Source organism: Nitrososphaera sp., from assembly GCF_036397675.1.
Taxonomy (GTDB): Archaea; Thermoproteota; Nitrososphaeria; order Nitrososphaerales; family Nitrososphaeraceae; genus Nitrososphaera.
This window is the reverse complement of the sequence record NZ_DASWIL010000026.1, coordinates 25,144-44,273: the sequence shown is the minus strand read 5'-3', so window position 1 is coordinate 44,273 and position 19,130 is coordinate 25,144. Positions and strand designations below refer to the sequence as shown.

The window sequence follows — 19,130 nt, the reverse complement described above, 5'->3', positions numbered from 1 at the left end:
GCAATCGGAATAGCGGTGGCAGCCATTGCTCTGGTGGTAGCTCTGGTGGTAGCCGCGTCCGCAAGTACAATGTAGGTGCAGGACCGAATTTCCGGCCTTGTGCCGACAGCGGCAGAGCCACAGACGCGCGAGTTTTACCTCTTCTCAGAAGTGGACGAAAACATGGAGGAGGACGCGCTGGGGATACCTCCAGACAAGTTCTCGCTTGAAGAGATGACGGCCAACTAGGGCGACAGGGTGGTCATCCACTTTTACAATCTGGAGCCGGAAGAAACACAGGAACGTCACACCTTTACTATGTTCGCTCCCTACTAGATGCACAACGACTTGAACGCAAACACGAACAAGACCATGGAATTCGTGGCAACCGAGAGCGGCATATTCGAATACCATTGCGTCTACCACCTGCCTACAATGAGGGAACCTCGTGGTTCTCTCAATAATTTTTTTGTCTAGTCCTTTTTGTAGGTCGTTCCGGGCTCGCCGTAGCCGTCCTTTAACTTGACGACTATTGTATCGCTTGCCCTGTTGAAGATGCGCTGGCGCTTGTCGTTGGTGAATATCCACCCGAGAAGCACGTCGAGCGGTAGCAAAAACGCCTTGCCAAAGCTCTGTATGGCGACGCTCCTTGTGTCCGCCGGCTTACCGGCAATGCTGACGGTCTTTATCTTGAGCACCATCTTGCCGATTGACTGCCCGCGCGTGGCCTCAAAGAACCCCCAGTATGCAAAGAACGCGATGCTTGTTATGGCGTAGCGCACCGGACCGTCGAACGGTCCGGGCCCCCACCAGCCGTCCATGCGATCAAAGCCGCTGGTGAACCAGAATGGAAACGCAACGGCTGCAAGGACCGCGCCAAGCGCGACCTGGACTATAATAAAGTCTATCAGCCACGCAAAGAACCTGTCGCTCCACTTGGCAAGTAGTATCTCCTGGTTAGAACTTGCCGGCGCCTCTGAACCCATTTGATGGATATTCACATCCCGACCTTATAACAAGTGTGGACGCATATCCCGACAATACGGTGCGAAAAAGAAAGTGGAGAGGTTAGCAGTGGCTATGAAGCCGGCCACGAGTATTGCGGCGATTATGCTTGACTTCATGGGTTCCTAGTTGGCCTGCAGGATAATACCGGAGAGGAATCTTCTGCAAGGCACTGCACTCATATCAGCTGGTTCAGCAAATAGCCCACTACAAACGCAACGACAGCAGCTATCCCGCCTACTGCAAGCGTGCCAGCGCCTGACCGCGCAAGTGGCTTTTGCAGTATCCTGCCCTTTATCGCCCCGATAGCGAAAAACGCTATCCCTGTAAATACTGATGAGTAGATGAACGCGTCGGCGGCGGTCGCTATTGCTCCTATGGCGTACATGGCCATGAAAGGCACCAGCGGTATGACGCCAATAGCTTTGAACGCCACAAAGGTGGTGATGGCTGTGTCCCGGGGCCGCCTTGCGTCATCTATGAGGCCGAGCTCCTCTTTCATCATAGTGTCGACCCACACCTTACGCCTTGACGTTATTATGCGCACTATCTCTTCTAGAACCTCGTCCTTGAAGCCCTTGCCTGCGTAAATGTCACGGATCTCTTGCCGCTCCTGGTCCGCTAGGTTGTCTATCTCCCACTCTTCGCGCTGGCGCGCCCGGTCGATGTACTCCTTCTGCGACTTTGTCGCAAGGTAGTTGCCGACTGCCATCGAAAAGCCGTCCGCAAAGAGATTCGCAAACCCGAGTATCAGCACTATGGCCGGCGAAAGCGACGCGCCGACGACCCCCGCAACGACGGCAAACGTGGTGACGGCGCCGTCAGTCGCCCCGTATACGAAATCCTCAAGCGACCACTTCATGCCCTAATCTTTCTTGGGAGAAAGGCAAGATAAATGCTCATTTTGCCACCAGGACGGGCACCTTGGAGTTCTGCACGACCGCGCTTGAGACGCTTCCAAGCAGCATGCCCTTCATGCCGCCAAGGCCCCTGCTCCCGACTGCGATGAGGTCTGCCTTTTCAGCTCTTGCGGTGTAGAGTATTATCTTGGCAGGGTAGCCCTTTGCAAGAAGGGTCTCTGCCTTTATGCCTTTCTTGCCTGCCTCTGCAGCATAGTCTGCGAGTATCAGCTTGGCCTCCCTCTCAAGTATGCTCACGAACCTCGCGGCGGTCTCTTTGCGTTGCCCTATGACCATAGGCGGCTGCACTACGCACAGCACTAGCAGCTTAGCATTGCTTTCCTTTGCCATCCCGACCGCGGCGTCAAAGGCGCGCCTTGCGCACTCTGACCCGTCCACACCTACGAGTATCTTGGAAAACATCTGCGCGGATTGACCATTCAGCCGTATTTTACGCCTTGGAATATAGTGCATTGCACTGCACACGCGGACAATATAACGGCCGCCAGCCATATAACGGCCATGCAGGGGGATTATTTGGACAAAAATGTGGCAGACGCGGCCGAGCAGGCAGTAATTCTGGACGAGTCGGTCACCGTCGCAGAGGCGGTCAAGATCATGAGGGAAAAGGACGTTTCAAGCGTGTTCGTGAGCCGCAAGGGCGAAAAGCTACCTGTAGGCATCGTGACTGAGAGGGATGTCCTGTACAGGGTGGTCGCTGCGAACATGGGCCCGTTTAAGATCACGTTGAAAGAGGTCATGAGCTGGCCCCTTGTGGCTGTGGGCGAGAGCGCGACGGTAAGGGATGCCATAGCCCTCATGAGGAGCAAGGGCATACGGAGACTAGCAGTTATCCGTGGAGAGGAGATGGCCGGCGTCATTACGCTTAAAACGGTGGTTGGCAACATACCAAGCCAAGGCATCGAGCTGGCGCACATCGAGAACCATAAAAGCGCCAAGATGGTCTGCCCGTATTGCGGCTCGCAGTTTGAGGGCAAGGACGACCTTTCAAGGCATATCGACCGGATCCACCTCGGGAGCGGCCTGCTCGAAGGCGACCTGAGGCAGTGGTAAAATGTACAAAAAGATCCTGGTCCCGCACGACAACTCCGAATATTCTTCAAGGGCCGCGGAAAAGGCAATAGAGCTGGCACAATTGTCAGGCGCAAAGATAGTCTTTGTCAACTCGACCGTGCTGCCGTCGCTCATCTACACCTTTCAGGAGGCGGCAAACATGGCCATAAACGAGGCCGTGCAGGAACTAGTCGCGTGGTCGGGGGACTCAGCCTCAAAGGTGCTCGGTGACCTAGTCGCACTGTGCAAGAAGAAGGGCGTACAAGCCTCGTTCGTGCACAGGGTGGGCGACCCTGCTGAAGTTATACTTAGGGCCGCAAAAGCCGAGGGGGCCGACCTGATAGTGATGGGGAGCAAAGGGCTTAGCGGCCTCTCAAAGCTTCGGGCACTCGGCAGCGTGACCCGCAAGGTGTGCGAGCACTCTCGCTGTCCTGTCCTCATAGTCCACTAAACCCTTTTACTGGCCAAAATCGGCAGTAGACAGTCCGATATGAAAGCGGCGCACTAGGTAAAGTAGCTAAGACGGTATCTAGAATTGCTCCTGTCCCGTGGTGATCGTATGTTAGTAAACATGCGATTATAGCAGCAGGAAATCAAAAGAGTCGGTAGGGACTAAGGTAGCCGCCCCAATGGATTGCTGCCTAACTGTTGTGCTGGCACCCTGTGTGGACCCGGGCACCCTTCGGCCGCAATTTTCACATGTATCCCTACAAATACGAAGTGAAGCCGTCCGAAATCAATCACCATACAACCTTTTAAACGCAAACGTTCGCGTATCGCACCACTCAGTACCCGGAACTTTCGTACCTTGCCCCCTGTAGGCAGTGATCACAATATCTCTGAATCAGGACTGAGCCTCCCAGTTGGAACAATGCTTCCATCGTCGCCACGGCCGCGCACGACACACAAAATCCGGTGTTGCCCTTTGTGCCTGCTCTTGCCGGCCTAGTTTGAAAAGGTCTTGCCACTGTATCTGTAACATACATCTACCAATATGGTCTTCAATACAGCAGCAAAGCCTTGGGTCACTTTCCGTACGCCAAGGATGAAATAAGCGACCTTTTATAGCGGTGACGCATAACCAAATCATGACGCTTGCTTTTGTCTTTTTGAATTGCGATATTGGGACCGAGAAGGCCGTGATGGGAGAGATGAGGGAAATCTCGGGAGTATCTGAAGCTACCGGCGTCTCCGGCATCTACGACATAGTAGCCAAGCTGCGTTCCGATTCAAACGGCGGGATAGCAAACATACTGAGAAAATTTCATATGATTCCTAACGTCAGGTCATGTTCAACCACGATTGTTGCTGAAGAACTCGATAATTGGCAGTCTCGCTAAGTGATTGAGTCTTGATTGAAGATACTCCTGAAGAAAAAGATTTCCGCGAAAGATACGCGTTTGAACTGCGCAAGAAAAAGGTTGCAAGTTGTGTTAATCCGCATTTTGGATGCAATGAGTTGCTTGAAGAAATGGAAAAAGTCAAGCATCAGGGACTAATTACGCCCGGGAGGAGGGGCGAGCAGATAAAACACGAAGAAATCGCCAAGGAAATCCTGCGGCGGCTACCGCGTTAACGCCCCTTAATCCTTCACGACCGCTATGATATCTCATTACGACCCTTTCCAATACGCTTCTGACTTGAAGAGTTATTCATCGCGATAGATGGGCTTGCTCTAATTCCCTATCTTTGTGTTCAAATTTGTGGTAATATAGTACTCTCTCGAGATGGGGAATAGCCTTCATACCATATCATGTTAATCCGTTTTCTATTTCCAATCTTCTATCACCCAAGAACATCGCAGTCATAGCATATTGTGCCCGATGCATAAGAAAGGTATTTCCAAATTATTACTTGTGCTGACTTGAATGGATTTGACGCTTGCCCGTCTAGGGTTTTATCCCCTTGTCAACAAGGGGTTAAACCCTTTTAACCCACCCTTAGCCAAAACTGGCTACATGTCGGGCGAAGAAGAAACACGCCAGCACAAGACCCGCAGCGTCACATTCAGGGTCGACTCGGGAGTGATAGACGAGATGCAGGCAGAAGCTGACAACCGCGAGATATCGCTTAACGTGCTGGTAAACCAAGTGCTGAAGAAGTACACAGAGTGGGACAGGTACGAGAACAAAGTGGGCATGATGCCGGTTCCAAAGGCGATGCTTCTCACCATCATAGACAAGTCCATATCACTTGCCAAGGGAGAGGGCATAAAGGATATCGCGGGCTATCGGGACCAGATAGTGAAACACGCCGCGCAGATGGCCTTTGACATCATGAAGGACACGGTGCTTTTCATGAAGAAGAAGTACAACCTCTGGGTGGTGCTCGATGTGCTCGAAGAGTACATGAAAGTCTCTGGCATCCAGGCCGATCACAGGATAGAGGGCTCGCGCAACCACGTCTTTGTGATAAAGCACGAGCTTGGAGAGAATTGGTCTCTGTTCACAAAGGAGCTCCTGAGCCTCATTTTTGAAAAGCTTGCCAACATCAAAGCCGAGATAACCGTCACCCCAAACACGACGGTGGCGACCGTGATATTTCGCTAAGTGCAAAACCTTGCAAGACAGTGCAAACCCACTGGTTATCTATGCTAACGGCAAAGGTTCATCAAGGCGATGACTCTGACGCGCAATATTGCTGAGCTGAGTAGCGAGGACATAGTGAGAAGGTACTTCAAGCTTATGGACTCGAGGGACCTAGACAGTCTGGTGGACATGTTTGATTACGACGCGGTAGTAAAAGAGCCGTTCAGCAAGGCTGCCGAGCTGAAGGGGCGATCGGAGATATCCGCGTTTTTGAAGGTGGCTCTGATGGCAAACGCGAACATGCGGCGCAAGCTGGAGCTCAAAGCAAACGACAAGGCTGGCAAGGTGCGCGCATTGGTGACGTTTGAAAAGGGGGACAAGCTGAAAGGGCAGTTTACGTTCGAAATCGATTCAGCGACAAAAAAAATAAGGGCGCTAAATATCGAGTTTCTGACCTAGCGGATTATCATCACCGGGCAGTGTGCCGTTTCTGATACCTTCCTTGCGACGCTCCCAAGGGCCTTGAGCTGGTTTCCTCCTTTCAGCTGACGGCTTCCAATCACTATCATTCCTGCCTTCACGCTCCTTGCGACCTTTACTATCTCGTCCGCCGGCGAGCCGACGCCCAGCACAAAGTCCACCCTTACGCCCTTTTTCCTGACATCGTCTATCTTTTTCTTGAGCATCTGCTCTGCACCTGACTTTAGTATCCTCACAAGCTCTGCCTTGGCGCTTTCCAGCGATGTCCTGTCGCTTATGAAGCCGAGCGTGGCGCTCGGGGGCACGAACCTGCTGTCCACGATATGCACTATGACCATCTCGGCTCCAAGCGCGCTCGCAAACTCAGTGGCCTTGGAAAGGGCCCTGTCCGACATCTCCGTCCCGTCGTGCGGTACTAGAATTCTGCCTGTCATGCCGGCTTTTCGGGCATGGCAGTATTTACGCAACGGGACTGTACTGCAATGCACTGCAAACCTCCAGCTTAATTATCCAAAAAACAAAACAGGCTTATGGCTGCCGAGTCTCTGGAGGTCCAGATCCAGCCCTATGAAGGACTGGATGAAAAGCAGCGCAATAAGACCGGCGAGTCCTTACCAAGCTCTGTCTTTGAGATCTGCGACAGGTGTCACTGGTGCGTTACCTGCCTGAGCGAGAAGGGCTTGGTTGACAGGTGCCCGCAATGCAGTAGGCGTACGTCAAAGATAAAGCTGGCAATAGACGAGATCTGCTATTTTGAAAAGGATGAAAGAAGGGGCGACACGCTCAGGTTCGACAGAGCGCTCCCAATGCGCTAGTTACTCAAAGGCTGTTACTTTCATTGCCAGTATCTGGCCAAGTGGCTCGTCGGTTGGACGCATATAGTCGTAATAGTTGTACGTGGCCTCGCCCTGTGATTGGAACGCTATGACGTCGCTGTCGCCGGGCCTGAGCACCTTTGTGGAGATGTTGACACCGTCGATGAACAGCATGTGTGTCTGGTCGTCCTCGTTTATGATGGTGAGCTCAAGCGAATAGTCGCCGGTCCTCATGATTAGCGTGGGATTGACCTGCGCTATGCCCTTAATGCCCACAAGCGCAACTTCGCCGTCCACCTCCCGAAACGCAAGCGTGTTCTCTGTCTTTTCTGGAAGGAATATCTGGACGTGCCTGACGCCACCTCCGCTTACGATAACGAACAGGAGCGCGAACGCTGCGATGGTTCCTGCAAGTGCGATTGCGACAAACATCCCGTCGCTCATTTTCAAGCCAAAAGCCCTACAAGGGGTTAATTGGCATCTTGCGTATTTACGGGGTCGGAACGCGTTGCATTGCACTGCACTGCATACCCAGTTTTCAAATATGAAACCAGCCCACACAGAATCATGACAAAACCCGGCAAGATTGCCAAACGAGAGTCACTCCCGAGCCGATTTGACGACGCGATTGAGGATTTCAGGGCAGAGATGGAGAACATGATGAGGCCGTGGCCACTCATGTGGCGCTTGCCGCATCTGGAAGAGGAGATGCGCGTGCCTCTCTGTGACATGGCCGACAGGGGCGACGGGTACGAGCTGCAGATAGAAGTCCCGGGCATAGACAAGGACAAGATAAACGTGCACGCGACAGAGGACGCGGTCGAGATATCCGGCGAGCACAACGAAAAAGTGGAGGAGAAAAAGAAGGACTATGTCTACAACGAGAGGTCCAGCAGATCGTTCTACCGCAAGATACCGGTGCCCGAAGAGATAGACCCTGCAAGGGTCGTGGCAAGGATGAACAACGGCATACTCTCAGTGGACCTACCCAAGAAGGCGCCGTCCAAGAAGAAAGGGAACAAGGTGCAAGTGCAGTGACGCGGATGCGCCAGCCCCACAGCTTCCACGAGGTCAAGGTTCACAACCCCGAGACTGCCTGCTCCAAATGCGGCGTAGAGACGCCGAGGGTCTGCGAATGGTGCGGAGCCTGCCAGGCGTGCCATAGCGGGCAGCGAGCGCCCGAGAGGTTTTGAGGCTACAGGTCTAGCACGGCTTTCAGCGAGCTGTAGCGGTTGTAGTCGTCGGCCAGTATCCTGGCAAGCTTTTTTGCAATGTCAGTGGCAGAGATGACGCCGGCAAGGGAGCCGTCCTCTTCCACAACTGCCAGCCTCTTTATCCTGTTCCTTGCCATGACGCCGGCCGCCGTATCGACCGAGTCGTAGGCCTTGACTACTACTACGGGGGAGGACATTATGTCTGAAGCCGCTATCTCGCCTGGCTTTCTATCCTTGGCAGAGACTTTTTTGAGCAGGTCACGCTCTGTTATTATGCCCGCCTGCCTGCCCCCGCTTGTGATTATGACAGAGCCTATCCTACTCTTGGCCATTACCTGTGCGACGTCAAGCGCCGTCGGGTTTAACTCTTGCTTGACCGTGACTGCGCCCTTGGTCATTATCTCGCTTACTGCGCTCATGCGGTAGGTAATCCCCGGTGCGTTCTTAATAGGTATGTATGCAGAGCATGGCGCTGTACTCTGCGAGAATAAATGGCTACACGCCCGCCATTCTGTCATGGCCATAGAATGGGACTCGGTCGTAGTCGAGATGGTCTTGCTCGCAGTAATCATCTACGGGGCAGTCTGGGTCGAAGCAAATGTGCAAAAGCGCAGGATCCGGAAAGAGGAGGCCGTGGCCCGGCGCCAGATAATCCAGTTCGTTACAGACGACCTGAACGGCAAGCTGCGCTTCATAAACGAGTCTTTGCAGTAGGGCGACTTCAAGCCGTTCTTCACCGACATGTGGGATGCAATCCTGCTGGGCGGCAAGCAAACGCTGCTCCCGTTTGCGGTGTACAAGAGCCTCCAGCACACGTACTCGTGGATGAAGTACTACAACAACGAGCTCGAGCAAAAGGGCGCAGGCAAAGATGCCAGAGACACGCTTGGCGAGGTGAAAAGGTCGATAGGCCAGTCACTTGAGGCCCTTGCCAAAGGCAGGACATGAGAGCGCACTCACTTGTAGATGCGCTCGGTCTCGGGCCTGGTCTCACCCTTTTCGTACTCCTGTATCATCTTTTGCTGCATCTTCAAGAGCTCCTCAAGGTGCCTCTTTATGTTCTCGGCCTCTGCCTTGAGCTGCCCCGTGTCCACTCTTGCTGCAGGGACTATGGATGCAAGAGCTTCGAGCAGTATCGCCGCGCCGCCCGGGTCTGGCACCTCGCCAAGCGACGGCACGAACACTCCACGGCACCTGATGCCGTTCGCTACGCAGGAAGACAAAAACGCCCCGCCTATGCCCACCACAAACGCGGTCGAGGGAATCCGCGCCAGCCCGTCTTTTTCTGCAGAGCTATCATCGCCGGTGTTTTGCAGCAAAAAGGCGCTTCTTGGCCTCAGGTTGGACGGGCTTATGTTGGAAGGGGTTATGCCGCCAAGGACGGTGACCTCGCTTGCGCTCTCGCTACCAAGCCAATCGATCAACGCCCTCACTATGGGGCGCACGCCCCTTGCCAGTATGGGGACTTCGCACAGGATGGCGCACACGGTGCCCTCGCCGTTTGCGTATATCCTAAAAGGGTGGCGCAGCTTTTTGCCGACAAAGAGGGCGCTTGCCATGATGTACTCTGAATCCACAAAGGCCACCTGGTGCATCTTAATATGTTCTATCACGTGGTTGATGCATATTGAACCTACCATGCCGTTGTCGGGAAACCCTGCCAGCACCGTGGGCTTTTGAAGCTTGATGTCTCTTGAGCCGATAGGCGTGACGTAGGCCTGCTCGCCGTCGCGGTCAGCCGCAGTTCTGGCTTTTCTTGTCGACATCATGATGTCCGGGGGCGTCGAAAATTATAAAGTGTTCTATGGGAGCGTCAGGTAAAGCTTGTAGCGCCTTTTGTTCTGGTCTACATAAGACCACATCGACTCGTCGACGTCGAACTGGACAAACGACTTTGCAACTTCTTCAGACAGGTTGTCGCGGAATGACTGTCCCATTATTATCCTGCCAGTGGGCACGACGGAAAGCATCTTGGCAGCCATGCTGATGCTGGAGCCTATTATGTCGATGTGCGAGTTTTCCAGGCTCTTGCCGTAAAGGACCACCAGTACTTCGCCAAAGTCTATCGACACCTTTATCCTCAGCTCCGGAATGCCGTGCGCAAGCAGGGCCGGCGTTATCGCGTTTTGCACAACGTCGAGCATAGTCCTGCCGCATTCAAGCGCGCGAAGGCAGGCCTGCTTCCTGTCGTGTTCCGCCGGGAAAAGCGCTATCACGGCGTCGCCCACGTACTTTAGCACGTAGCCCCCAAAGTTTGCGACCACCATGCTCATCTCCTGCGAGAACACCTGGAGCACGAGCGCAAGCTTGTCAGAAGGAAGAGAGAGCGTCAGCTTGGTCGAGCCGTCGATGTCCACGTACAGCACGGCGACGCTCGTCTTGCTGTTTGCGTGCCTCCTCAGGTAGCGCTTGCACGTAATGGTCGACAGGTCTATCTGGACACCTTTTTCAATACTCTTCATGACCCTGGAGTGGATCTGCTTCATGTCAAGCGTCGGCGAGATCAATCCCATAGCGCGCCTCAAAAGTAACAGCATACTTGCACGGGTAAAAAGATTTGGTCGTGTCCCTGCAGGGGCAGGTGTAACCTTTTTCCATAACATATATCTCTGCCCGGAATGCGTACAGCGCAATGAAAAACGCCAAACTGGCGATGATTCTTGGCCTGAGCGTTGTTCTCGTGGCAGGCGCGGTTTTTTCGGCGGCGCTTGCGGGAACCTACGCCCAGGCACAGTCTGAACAGAGCGACAGGCTGAACGTGCACGACAGGGTGACTGCAGCTATTGCGGACGGAAGGAGAGGCGGCGCGGTAGGCGTGCTTTCGAGCATACAGACAGACCCGAACGGAAACGAATGGATAATCTACGGCCCGTGGTGGCTAGTGCTCATACCCGCGGCTGACGAGGCACAAAGCCCAGAAATGATTTTCAAAAGCGGCTTTGGCATGGTGCTGAAGGACGGCAACTCAAAGCACAGGCACCAAATATCAGACTTTGAGCTGACCAAGTGGAGCGCGGACGAGACATCGATAACCTTCGAAGGCACGGCTACCATAACCCAGAGGGACGGCCCCGTCGAAAACGTTCCTGTGACCATCAAGATCCTAAACGATAACGTCATCGAGATCTCGATAGACACGAGCGTCATTAGCCACTTTGGCGAGTCGCCTATCTACGGGATGGTGCTGAGGTCGAGGCTGTAGCCGAAACCGCACCCCCACATATTTGTTTTCTTTTGCGTTGTCGCAGCGTTTCTGCGCCGCGTCCTTGGCCACGTCGACGCCTTGGTGCCTACTTCGGCGCCCTTCTCGATCCCCTTCTTGCCGAGCTCTGCGCCTTTTAGCTTCTTGAGGAAACGCCTGGAGTGGATTGCCAAGCGGAACTATGTTAAACTGAGCGAGACTAGCTCTGGAGAACCAAGTCAGTCGTGTATTACTACCAGGTTTATTTGTCAAAGCAGGTATGGAAAATGCATGGCAAGATTGGTAAGAAAAGAGGACAGGGGCCCGAAGGAAGTCAGGGTCGGAAGCGAATCAAAATGGATCTGCATGTGCGGTCTCTGCAAACCAGCCTTTCTGCGACGGTCCGCACGAAAAGACTGCGGACGAGGAGCAAGGCAAGATCTACGTCTACAACAGGGACGGCACCCGCAGCAAAGCCTAGGCGTGCTTTTCGTGCCTCATGATGGTGGCAAGCGCCGCGTCCTTGGCGGCAAGCTCGGCCACCCTGCTGCTCTCCGCGCTCCCGATGATGATCACATCGCCGTCGTCCGGCCTTAGTCTTTTAACCAGCTCTTTTCGGAGACCCGGCTCTTTTCTGAGCGGGTCGTGGCTGCTGTCGGGCATCACGAACCTGCCTTCGATGTACAGCAACGTGGTCGCGCCGGTGGCCCCCATCCTTATTGCAGCATCGCGCTGCTCTATCCCGGAACTGACCTCAAACCCGAACTCTTTCAAGAGCACGGCATAGTTGTGCCTGCCGAGCGCGACCGACGATTTCGGGAGCGCCATTTCAGACGGCATTACCGACGATATGCCTTGGCATATACCCCCGCCCTTTGAAGTCATCCGCGTGCCGCCGTTCGAGGTCTCGACGAGCCCTCTCATCTTCATGTGTTTGACAAGTGTCTTGGCCGCGCCCCCACCGAGCCCGAGTTTTTTACACAGCGCGTCGCGGCTTGCGTGCCCGTTTCCCTGCATCAGCTGCAAGGCAACAAGAACGTGGACCGCGCCAAACGACAAGAGCCTGCTCGGCGCGTACCTGGTAGCTACCTTTTCAAGCGCCCTTACGTACATGTGCATGCCTTGGCGTTGTGCGCGGAGCGATTTATTCGTTGCACCCGGGTTGGATAAACCATCCAGTTGGACAAACCATCTCATTATTTAAATAACACCGAGATTATTCGGAACTGAATGTCATTTACCGATCAGATTGTAAGAGCTGCTGCGGGCGTTCCCAAGATAGCTGTGGGCGTGCTCCTCGGCGTCTTGGTCCTTGGCGTCTTTGTTATGGGCTTTGATCAGGGCCAGGTATTTAGCGTGGCCCAGGGAGAGCAGGCGTACGACGACATGTGGATGCACGAGTTCTACCACGACATGAGACACGCCGCAGGCTTTGCATGCCACTAGGCTGACGCAGGCATGAAGTCCCTCACTTTTATTGCCATTACGCTTTTGTCCGGCGCGCTTGCCGGCACCGTTTTAGGCCTCGTTAACCAGGGAGTCGTCGAGCCGTACATCAGCGCCGCCATAGAGCTTGAAAACCAAGCCGCTGCGGCAGGCGGCGAGATAATCGATCCTGCGGAGCTTGCCACCTACAGGATATGGCAGAGGGGTGGGAGCATTGCGGCCGGCGCCGTGCTTGGCATGTCGCTTGGCGCGCTGTTTGGAGTCGTGTTTGCCTATGGGCGCAACCTGCTTCCCGGATCGACCAACCTGAAAAAGGCGCTGGCCCTTGCAGGCATTATGTGGCTTGCACTATACATCGTGCCGGCGATAAAGTACCCTGCAAACCCGCCGGCAGTAGGCGACCCGGAGACGATATACGTGAGGCAGAGCCTCTACATGGTGATAATTGCTATCTCAGGCTTTGCGGCCCTTGCCCTTGGCGCGGCGTACAAAAAGATACCGGCAGGGTCACGCAAATTCATTGCTCCGGCGGCATACGCGGCAGTTGTGGTAGTGGTGTTTTCCACGCTGCCCGCAAACCCAGACGAGATAACTGCACCGATGGACCTTGTCAACAGCTTTAGGATAGCAACAGGCGCGACCATGACGATGTTCTGGGTCCTGCTTGGAGCGATATTTGGCGTGCTGTGGGACAGGACAAAGCCTCACGAAGCTGCCAAGATAAAGGCGCTCTAAGCACATATAGTGGCTGGCGTGAACAATTGGCATGACTACCGTAAACGCCAGCCGCGAGATTGCAGCGCCACTTGACAGGGTGTGGGCGATTGTGTCCGACGTGGACAACGAGGCCCAGTATTGGCACGGCACCAAGGCCGTCAAAAACATCAGCAGGGAGGGCAACGTCATAAAGCGCGAAGTGGTAATCGCGTTCAAGGACTCAAAGACGATGCAGAAAGTCACACTCAACCCACAGACATCTATTGAAACAAAAATAACAGAAGGCCCGATAACCGGCACGAGGCTCGTCACTCTAAGCGGGGTGGGCAGCAGAACAAAGGTGGATGTCGCCTGGGACTTCAAGCTCGCAGGGCTTCTGTCAGTATTTTCCGTCATGGTAAGAAAGCACATCACCGAGGGCACCGAACAGGCGCTAGAACGCATAGCCCGGGCCGTCGAATAACCCGCTTGCGACATGGAGCCGGCACTCGATCTGGGGATAGCGGCCCTCAACATAGCACTAGCCGTCATTCTTGCGGGGATATTTGGCGTATGGGCCTACTTTTTCGCCTACATGACTAGGTCCTTCAAGTTGGCGCCGAGGCTGGAGTCTTTTGACCGCAGGTCTGCGGTGGGTCACCCAAAGGTGAGCGTGGTACTGCCTGCTAGGAACGAGGAAAAGTACGTCGCAAGGTGCCTCGACACGCTCCTTGCGCAGGACTACCCCAACTTTGAAGTCATCGCGATAAACGACAGTTCTATTGACGGGACTGGCGAAATAATCGAGCGCTATGCAAGAAATGACAGGCGCGTCGTGCCAGTCAGCACGCCTCCCAAACCGGAGGGGTGGGCCGGCAAGAACTGGGCCTGCATTCAGGGATACGAGAGGGCGACAGGCGATTACCTGTTTTTCACCGACGCCGACACCGAGCACTCGCCAACCGCGCTCTCGCTTGCAGTCGGCCACATGCTTGCAGAGGGGCTCGACGCCCTGACCGCTATACCAAAGCTGATTTGCAAGGACCTCTGGACGAGGATAACGCTTCCAGGCCTCTCGACTTTTCTGCACACCCGCTTTTCGCCTCTCCGGGTAAACGACCCGGGGCAAAAGACGGGATACTTTTTCGGCAGCTTTTTCGTCATCACCAGAAAGACGTACGAGGCGGTGGGCACGCACGTCGCAGTAAGAGAAGAGCTTGTAGAGGACGGCGCGCTTGGGGCCCGGGTAAAGGTGGGCGGCCACAGGATGAAGATGGTCAGAGGCGAGAGGTACGTGAACGCGGTGTGGGCCCGCGATCTTTCAACGCTTTGGCATGGCCTTCGCCGGCTTGTCATCCCTCTCTACCACCAAAACAGGCGCAGCGCGCACCTCATTGCAGCGGCGGTGTTTTTCATCCTGTTCGCCCCGTTCCTGTTCCTTGCCTACTCGCTCCCAGTCTTGGCACTCGTGGCAGGCGGCCTCGCAGGGCCGACCGCGACCGCCCTGGTCTTGGTGCAAGCTTTGACCATCACCGCGCTGCTTCTCACGACAGCGGTCCAGAGCAGGTTAGGCGTCTTTCAGAGCCCCATGTACGCGCTCGGGGCGCCAGTCGGGGGCGCGATAATCTGCCTCGGCTTTGCGTCGGCAATAGTTGATGCAACCAAGAAGGACGCCGTTAGGTGGAGCGGCCGGCAGTACACCGTGAGCGAAAAACAGAGCTTTATGCGCTAGAATCGAGCTGGAACGCGCGTTCCACTTCAAAATTCCGCCATACCCCTAATGTAGGATTGTCAAGTAAATAGTTTCATGGCTACAGAACGCAAGAATAACAGAGGAAGGATCCAGATAATGGGCGACGTGCTTGGCCTGGCTACGGCGGGGATAAAGAAGACCCACATCATGTACAGGGCCAATCTAAGCTACGAGCAGGTGCACGCGTACATTGCAGAACTGATAGAAAGAAGCATGCTTGAGCAAGCCACGAACGACGACGGCACCATCTACAGGGCGACGGAGAAGGGCAGGGCGTTTCTGCACTACTACGGCAGACTGGTAGAACTCTTGGACATGCCAGTGCCTGCAGGACTCGAAGTGCAGTACATCAGCCGCTGATCCGGGAAAAGGGTTATTAGCACAACAGGTGAATTTCACCCGGATTGAACAAGGCCATCCTCGCGGCGGCGTCACTTGTTGCTGCAGTTGCCATATTTTTCGCTTTTTCGCAATTCAACAGCTTTGACTTTAGCAAGGCTCAGCTCCCAGACATTTCAAGCCTCCTCGATACGAACGGCAACCAGCGCGACTCGCTTGAAGGCGACGCGTTCAGGGTGGGCCGTGTCAGCACGGTCGAGGCCGTGGACCAGGAGCTGACGCTTCCAGATCTTTTCGAGAGGACCGAAAGGTCCGTCGTGCAGGTGACTGCAAGCAATGACCTTGCAGAGCAGGGCAGGCTCGGGACGGGCTTTGTGTTTGACGACAACGGCCACATCGTGACAAACGACCACGTGGTGTCAGGCGTGAACGACCTGGGCGTGACGTTTTACGACGGCACGGTCTATAGTGCCACACTGCTTGGGAGCGACCCTTTCACCGACCTTGCGGTCCTTTACGTCAAGGATGTGCCAAAGGAAAAGCTCGCGCCGCTTCCGCTTGCAGACTCGACCACAGTGAGGGTGGGCGAGCAGGTCGCGGCGATAGGCAACCCGTTTGGGCTTTCAAGTTCCATGACGTCCGGCATCGTGAGCGGGGTTGGCAGGACTATACCCGCGCAGAATTCCGGCCCGCTACAATTCCTTATACCTGACATCATACAGACCGACGCGCCAATAAACCCGGGCAACTCGGGCGGTCCTCTCCTCAACACGCGGGGCCAGGTGGTTGGCATCAACAGTGCCATACGCTCGAGCACCGGCGAGTTTGCTGGCATCGGCTTTGCGGTCCCGTCAAACACGATAGCCAAGATAGTTCCCTCTCTCATAGAGACCGGCAGCTTCAAACACCCGTGGGTTGGCATCTCGGGCAGGGACATGACGCCAGGTCTTGCAAGCGTGCTCGAGCTTGACGAGCCAAGGGGCGTACTCGTAGTCGAGGTTGTGTCGGGCGGGCCGGCTGAAAAGGCCGGCATAAGGGGAGGCGACAACCCGACCAGGGTAGAAGGCCAGACTGTTCCGCTTGGCGGCGACATCGTACTCGAGCTTGACGGCAACCAGATACGAAAACTCGACGATATACTTGTGTATCTACAGCGCGAAAAGTCGGTGGGCGACACGATGGACGTGACTGTCCTGCGGGACGGCACGGTGATGCACATCGAACTGCACCTTGAGGCAAGGCCGAACGCACAGGACTCGCCTTAGTGTTTATTAGTAAACCCGCACTAAGGAACGCTGATGCTGGCCAATTCGGCGATTGACAGGGCGCTTGCCAGCCCCGGTTTGCTTTTGCGCGAGGACGCCTGCGATCTGTTGCTGGCATGCCCTACAGAGGCCATCGTGGCGGCAGCAGGCAGGGTAAGGGATGCGACGCGGCCGGACACCGTCACGTACTCGCGCAAGGTCTTCATCAACCTCGTCAACCTGTGCCGGGACACATGCTCGTACTGCACGTACAAAAATGAGCCGGGCGATCCTATGCTGTCGATGCTCTCGCCGGAGCAAGTGCTTGCGATAGCAGAGGCCGGCAGGAAGGCGCGCTGCACAGAAGCGTTGTTTGTGACGGGCGAGCGGCCAGAGCAGAAATACCCAGAGGCGCGGGACTGGCTAAAGTCGTTGGGCTATCAATCAACCGTCGATTATGTTTGTGAGATTGGCGAGCAGGTGCTTCAAAAGACCGGCTTGCTTCCGCATACAAACGCCGGCAGCCTGACCAAAAGCGAGATGGCGCGCTTAAAGCACACGAACGTCAGCATGGGCGTGATGCTCGAGTCGTCAAGCCAGCGCCTTATGGGCAAGGGGTTTGCGCACGACGGCGCGCCAAGCAAGAACCCCAAAGTCCGGATAAAGACGCTAGAGTCTGCCGGCGAGCTTGCGATACCCATGACGACCGGCGTCCTTGCCGGGATCGGGGAAACTCCTACAGAGATGGTCGACTCGCTTTTTGTGATAAAAGAGCTGCACGAAAAACACGGTCACATACAGGAATTAATCCTGCAGAACTTTGAGCCCAAGCCGGAAACGGGGATGGCCGGGTTTCCGTCGACGCCAAAAGAGTATTTTCTGCGCGCAGTCGCGCTTGCGCGCCTAATAATGCCGGGCATGAACATACAGGTGCCGCCAAACCTCAACCCCGCAATCTATGGCCGATACATAGATGCAGGCATCAACGACTGGGGGGGCATTTCGCCCGTTACAATCGACCACGTCAACCCTGAGTTCCCCTGGCCTGCGATAAGCGAAGTGAGGCAGGAGACAGAAAGCAGGAACAAGAAACTACGCGCGAGGCTGCCCATATATCCGGAATTCATCGAAGGTGGATTTATATCCGAACGCCTGCATGACTACGTACGCTTGCTTTCTGACGGCTCGGGCCTTGTCAAGGAGGATTATGTAAATGGCGCTTGACTCGCTCCTGAAAAATGCCGACCCTGTCGTAGCATCAGCCCTTGGCAGGGCGCTTGACGGCAAGGACATTTCCGTAGACGAGGCAGTCGCGCTTTTTGACAGCACAGGATTAGAGATGAGCCTGACAGTCGCACTCGCAGACGAGCTTCGCAAGCGCGCTGTTGGCGACGTCGTGACTTACGTGGTCAACCGTAACATCAACTTTACAAACGTCTGCATAAAGCAGTGCGGCTTTTGCGCCTTTTCACGCGACTTTCGTGAAGATGAAGGATACTTTCTTCCAAACGAAGAGATACTGAGGCGAGCCATAGAGGCCGCGTCGCTTGGCGCGACCGAGGTCTGCATACAGGCCGGCCTGCCGCCAAAAATGGACGGCCACCTTTATGTTGACATCTGCAAAGCTTTGAAAAAAGAGCTGCCGAACATGCACATCCACGCCTTTTCGCCCGAGGAAGTGCTGTACGGGGCGGTAAGATCAGAAACTTCTACAAACGAGTACCTGAAAATGCTCAAGGAGGCCGGAGTCGGCAGCCTGCCCGGGACTGCGGCAGAAATTCTTGACCAGTCGTTGCGTGACATCATCTCGCCGGGCAGGATAAAGGTGGACGAGTGGGTGTCGATAATCCGGCAGGCGCACGCGCTAGGTATCCCGACGACTTCAACCATAATGTACGGCCACATCGAGAACTCGAAGCAAAAGGCGGAGCACATCGCGCTCTTGCGCGACATACAGAAAGAGACGCACGGCTTTACGGAATTCGTGCCTCTGAGTTTCGTCCACACTGAAGCGCCGATGTACAGCCACCACACGATCGACAACATTCGCGCCGGCGCGGACGGCTTTGAAGTGGTGAAGATGCATGCAGTGGCAAGGATAATGCTTAACAACCACATACCGAACATCCAGGTGTCGTGGGTAAAAGAGGGCGCCAGGATGTCGCAATTGCTGTTGGCGGCAGGCGCAAACGACTTTGGGGGCACGCTGATAAACGAGTCGATATCTACTGCGGCAGGCGCACAGCACGGCCAGCTGATGAAGCCAAAGGAAATAAGGCAGCTGATAAGGTCTGCAGGGCGCATTCCTGCCCAGCGTTCCACCTCGTATAAACTGCTGAAAGTATACAAGGATGAGAGCGACGACGACGTGTCGGCATTGGACAGCGCCGACACGTCGCAGTTCGGCTCTTACCAGCAACTGATAAAGCTGGACAAGTTCCGCTACAAGGAAGCGCGGAAACAATAAACTTATACAG

Annotated in this window: 31 protein-coding genes; 21 read left to right on the top strand and 10 right to left on the bottom strand. The window is 55.0% G+C overall.

Annotation, left to right across the window (positions count from 1 at the left end; translation table 11 throughout):
* Positions 1-75 precede the first annotated feature (75 nt).
* Positions 76-228, top strand: coding sequence for a hypothetical protein (locus tag VGA14_RS05515; RefSeq protein WP_331002752.1), 153 nt, complete (start codon positions 76-78; stop codon positions 226-228).
* Positions 229-452: 224 nt separating this feature from the next.
* Here the strand turns inward: VGA14_RS05515 and VGA14_RS05510 are convergent, their stop codons facing one another.
* From VGA14_RS05510 to VGA14_RS05500, 3 genes are all read right to left on the bottom strand, one after another.
* Positions 453-965 carry an RDD family protein gene (locus tag VGA14_RS05510; RefSeq protein ID WP_331002751.1) on the bottom strand — a complete coding sequence of 171 codons (513 nt, stop codon included), beginning with the start codon at positions 963-965 and terminating at the stop codon, positions 453-455.
* A gap of 197 nt (positions 966-1,162) precedes the next feature.
* Positions 1,163-1,846, bottom strand: coding sequence for a VIT1/CCC1 transporter family protein (locus VGA14_RS05505; protein ID WP_331002750.1), 684 nt, complete (start codon positions 1,844-1,846; stop codon positions 1,163-1,165).
* Positions 1,847-1,883: 37 nt separating this feature from the next.
* Positions 1,884-2,306: a universal stress protein gene (locus tag VGA14_RS05500; RefSeq protein ID WP_331002749.1), complete on the bottom strand. Its 423-nt coding sequence runs from the start codon at positions 2,304-2,306 to the stop codon at positions 1,884-1,886.
* 114 nt (positions 2,307-2,420) lie between these two features.
* On the opposite strand from VGA14_RS05500, the gene VGA14_RS05495 reads away from it, so the two are divergent.
* The 6 genes from VGA14_RS05495 to VGA14_RS05470 all read left to right on the top strand — a co-directional run bounded on the left by VGA14_RS05495 (position 2,421) and on the right by VGA14_RS05470 (position 5,944).
* Entirely contained in the window at positions 2,421-2,957 is a 537-nt protein-coding gene (locus tag VGA14_RS05495) for a CBS domain-containing protein (RefSeq protein WP_331002748.1), read from the top strand.
* 1 nt (position 2,958) lies between these two features.
* Positions 2,959-3,408 carry a universal stress protein gene (locus VGA14_RS05490; protein WP_331002747.1) on the top strand — a complete coding sequence of 150 codons (450 nt, stop codon included), beginning with the start codon at positions 2,959-2,961 and terminating at the stop codon, positions 3,406-3,408.
* A 637-nt stretch (positions 3,409-4,045) separates the two neighbouring features.
* Positions 4,046-4,297, top strand: coding sequence for an Lrp/AsnC family transcriptional regulator (locus VGA14_RS05485; RefSeq protein ID WP_331002746.1), 252 nt, complete (start codon positions 4,046-4,048; stop codon positions 4,295-4,297).
* Positions 4,298-4,308: 11 nt separating this feature from the next.
* The gene (locus VGA14_RS05480) at positions 4,309-4,533 is read left to right on the top strand and encodes a hypothetical protein (RefSeq protein ID WP_331002745.1); all 225 of its coding nucleotides are present in this window, start codon (positions 4,309-4,311) and stop codon (positions 4,531-4,533) included.
* 382 nt (positions 4,534-4,915) lie between these two features.
* The gene (locus VGA14_RS05475) at positions 4,916-5,506 is read left to right on the top strand and encodes a hypothetical protein (RefSeq protein WP_331002744.1); all 591 of its coding nucleotides are present in this window, start codon (positions 4,916-4,918) and stop codon (positions 5,504-5,506) included.
* 69 nt (positions 5,507-5,575) lie between these two features.
* Entirely contained in the window at positions 5,576-5,944 is a 369-nt protein-coding gene (locus VGA14_RS05470; RefSeq protein ID WP_331002743.1) for a nuclear transport factor 2 family protein, read from the top strand.
* Here VGA14_RS05470 and VGA14_RS05465 read toward each other — a convergent pair.
* Positions 5,941-6,399, bottom strand: a complete 459-nt coding sequence (locus VGA14_RS05465) for a universal stress protein (RefSeq protein ID WP_331002742.1) — start codon at positions 6,397-6,399, stop codon at positions 5,941-5,943. The genes VGA14_RS05470 and VGA14_RS05465 overlap by 4 nt on opposite strands.
* Before the next feature lie 96 nt (positions 6,400-6,495).
* Between VGA14_RS05465 and VGA14_RS05460 the strand changes: the two genes are divergently transcribed.
* A complete protein-coding gene (locus VGA14_RS05460) occupies positions 6,496-6,780 on the top strand; it encodes a hypothetical protein (protein ID WP_331002741.1) in 285 nt (94 codons plus the stop codon).
* Here the strand turns inward: VGA14_RS05460 and VGA14_RS05455 are convergent, their stop codons facing one another.
* On the bottom strand, positions 6,781-7,224 hold the full coding sequence (locus VGA14_RS05455) for a hypothetical protein (protein ID WP_331002740.1): 444 nt from the start codon (positions 7,222-7,224) through the stop codon (positions 6,781-6,783). It abuts the gene before it with no gap.
* A gap of 123 nt (positions 7,225-7,347) precedes the next feature.
* Between VGA14_RS05455 and VGA14_RS05450 the strand changes: the two genes are divergently transcribed.
* Entirely contained in the window at positions 7,348-7,818 is a 471-nt protein-coding gene (locus VGA14_RS05450) for an Hsp20/alpha crystallin family protein (protein WP_331002739.1), read from the top strand.
* Entirely contained in the window at positions 7,815-7,973 is a 159-nt protein-coding gene (locus tag VGA14_RS05445) for a hypothetical protein (protein WP_331002738.1), read from the top strand. Before VGA14_RS05450 ends, VGA14_RS05445 begins: the two co-directional genes overlap by 4 nt.
* Before the next feature lie 2 nt (positions 7,974-7,975).
* Here VGA14_RS05445 and VGA14_RS05440 read toward each other — a convergent pair whose 3' ends face one another.
* Positions 7,976-8,413 (bottom strand): cyclic nucleotide-binding/CBS domain-containing protein, encoded by a 438-nt coding sequence (locus VGA14_RS05440; protein WP_331002737.1) that lies wholly within the window; start codon positions 8,411-8,413, stop codon positions 7,976-7,978.
* Between the two features lie 97 nt (positions 8,414-8,510).
* Between VGA14_RS05440 and VGA14_RS05435 the strand changes: the two genes are divergently transcribed.
* Positions 8,511-8,708: a hypothetical protein gene (locus VGA14_RS05435; RefSeq protein ID WP_331002736.1), complete on the top strand. Its 198-nt coding sequence runs from the start codon at positions 8,511-8,513 to the stop codon at positions 8,706-8,708.
* 27 nt (positions 8,709-8,735) lie between these two features.
* Positions 8,736-8,942 (top strand): hypothetical protein, encoded by a 207-nt coding sequence (locus VGA14_RS05430; protein WP_331002735.1) that lies wholly within the window; start codon positions 8,736-8,738, stop codon positions 8,940-8,942.
* Positions 8,943-8,950: 8 nt separating this feature from the next.
* Here VGA14_RS05430 and VGA14_RS05425 read toward each other — a convergent pair whose 3' ends face one another.
* Together VGA14_RS05425 and VGA14_RS05420 are read right to left on the bottom strand one after the other, a co-directional pair.
* Entirely contained in the window at positions 8,951-9,763 is an 813-nt protein-coding gene (locus VGA14_RS05425) for a proteasome assembly chaperone family protein (RefSeq protein ID WP_331002734.1), read from the bottom strand.
* A gap of 33 nt (positions 9,764-9,796) precedes the next feature.
* Positions 9,797-10,519, bottom strand: coding sequence for an adenylate/guanylate cyclase domain-containing protein (locus tag VGA14_RS05420; RefSeq protein ID WP_331002733.1), 723 nt, complete (start codon positions 10,517-10,519; stop codon positions 9,797-9,799).
* 107 nt (positions 10,520-10,626) lie between these two features.
* Between VGA14_RS05420 and VGA14_RS05415 the strand changes: the two genes are divergently transcribed.
* Positions 10,627-11,196 carry a hypothetical protein gene (locus VGA14_RS05415; RefSeq protein WP_331002732.1) on the top strand — a complete coding sequence of 190 codons (570 nt, stop codon included), beginning with the start codon at positions 10,627-10,629 and terminating at the stop codon, positions 11,194-11,196.
* Here the strand turns inward: VGA14_RS05415 and VGA14_RS05410 are convergent.
* Both VGA14_RS05410 and VGA14_RS05405 read right to left on the bottom strand, forming a co-directional pair.
* The gene (locus VGA14_RS05410; RefSeq protein ID WP_331002731.1) at positions 11,166-11,369 is read right to left on the bottom strand and encodes a hypothetical protein; all 204 of its coding nucleotides are present in this window, start codon (positions 11,367-11,369) and stop codon (positions 11,166-11,168) included. The genes VGA14_RS05415 and VGA14_RS05410 overlap by 31 nt on opposite strands.
* A 283-nt stretch (positions 11,370-11,652) precedes the next feature.
* A complete protein-coding gene (locus tag VGA14_RS05405) occupies positions 11,653-12,294 on the bottom strand; it encodes a DUF4443 domain-containing protein (protein WP_331002730.1) in 642 nt (213 codons plus the stop codon).
* 111 nt (positions 12,295-12,405) lie between these two features.
* Between VGA14_RS05405 and VGA14_RS05400 the strand changes: the two genes are divergently transcribed.
* The 8 genes from VGA14_RS05400 to cofH all read left to right on the top strand — a co-directional run bounded on the left by VGA14_RS05400 (position 12,406) and on the right by cofH (position 19,120).
* The gene (locus VGA14_RS05400) at positions 12,406-12,621 is read left to right on the top strand and encodes a CbtB domain-containing protein (protein WP_331002729.1); all 216 of its coding nucleotides are present in this window, start codon (positions 12,406-12,408) and stop codon (positions 12,619-12,621) included.
* Positions 12,622-12,633: 12 nt separating this feature from the next.
* Positions 12,634-13,356 (top strand): CbtA family protein, encoded by a 723-nt coding sequence (locus VGA14_RS05395; protein ID WP_331002728.1) that lies wholly within the window; start codon positions 12,634-12,636, stop codon positions 13,354-13,356.
* A gap of 31 nt (positions 13,357-13,387) precedes the next feature.
* A complete protein-coding gene (locus tag VGA14_RS05390; protein WP_331002727.1) occupies positions 13,388-13,801 on the top strand; it encodes a type II toxin-antitoxin system RatA family toxin in 414 nt (137 codons plus the stop codon).
* A 12-nt stretch (positions 13,802-13,813) separates the two neighbouring features.
* Positions 13,814-15,049 carry a glycosyltransferase gene (locus VGA14_RS05385; protein ID WP_331002726.1) on the top strand — a complete coding sequence of 412 codons (1,236 nt, stop codon included), beginning with the start codon at positions 13,814-13,816 and terminating at the stop codon, positions 15,047-15,049.
* 75 nt (positions 15,050-15,124) lie between these two features.
* Complete coding sequence (locus tag VGA14_RS05380; RefSeq protein ID WP_331002725.1) at positions 15,125-15,430, top strand: winged helix-turn-helix domain-containing protein; 306 nt, start codon at positions 15,125-15,127, stop codon at positions 15,428-15,430.
* A 44-nt stretch (positions 15,431-15,474) separates the two neighbouring features.
* Positions 15,475-16,674: a S1C family serine protease gene (locus tag VGA14_RS05375; protein ID WP_331002724.1), complete on the top strand. Its 1,200-nt coding sequence runs from the start codon at positions 15,475-15,477 to the stop codon at positions 16,672-16,674.
* Between the two features lie 33 nt (positions 16,675-16,707).
* Entirely contained in the window at positions 16,708-17,877 is a 1,170-nt protein-coding gene (cofG, locus tag VGA14_RS05370; protein WP_331002723.1) for a 7,8-didemethyl-8-hydroxy-5-deazariboflavin synthase CofG, read from the top strand.
* Positions 17,867-19,120, top strand: coding sequence for a 5-amino-6-(D-ribitylamino)uracil--L-tyrosine 4-hydroxyphenyl transferase CofH (gene cofH / locus VGA14_RS05365; protein ID WP_331002722.1), 1,254 nt, complete (start codon positions 17,867-17,869; stop codon positions 19,118-19,120). Before cofG ends, cofH begins: the two co-directional genes overlap by 11 nt.
* Positions 19,121-19,130: the final 10 nt, after the last annotated feature.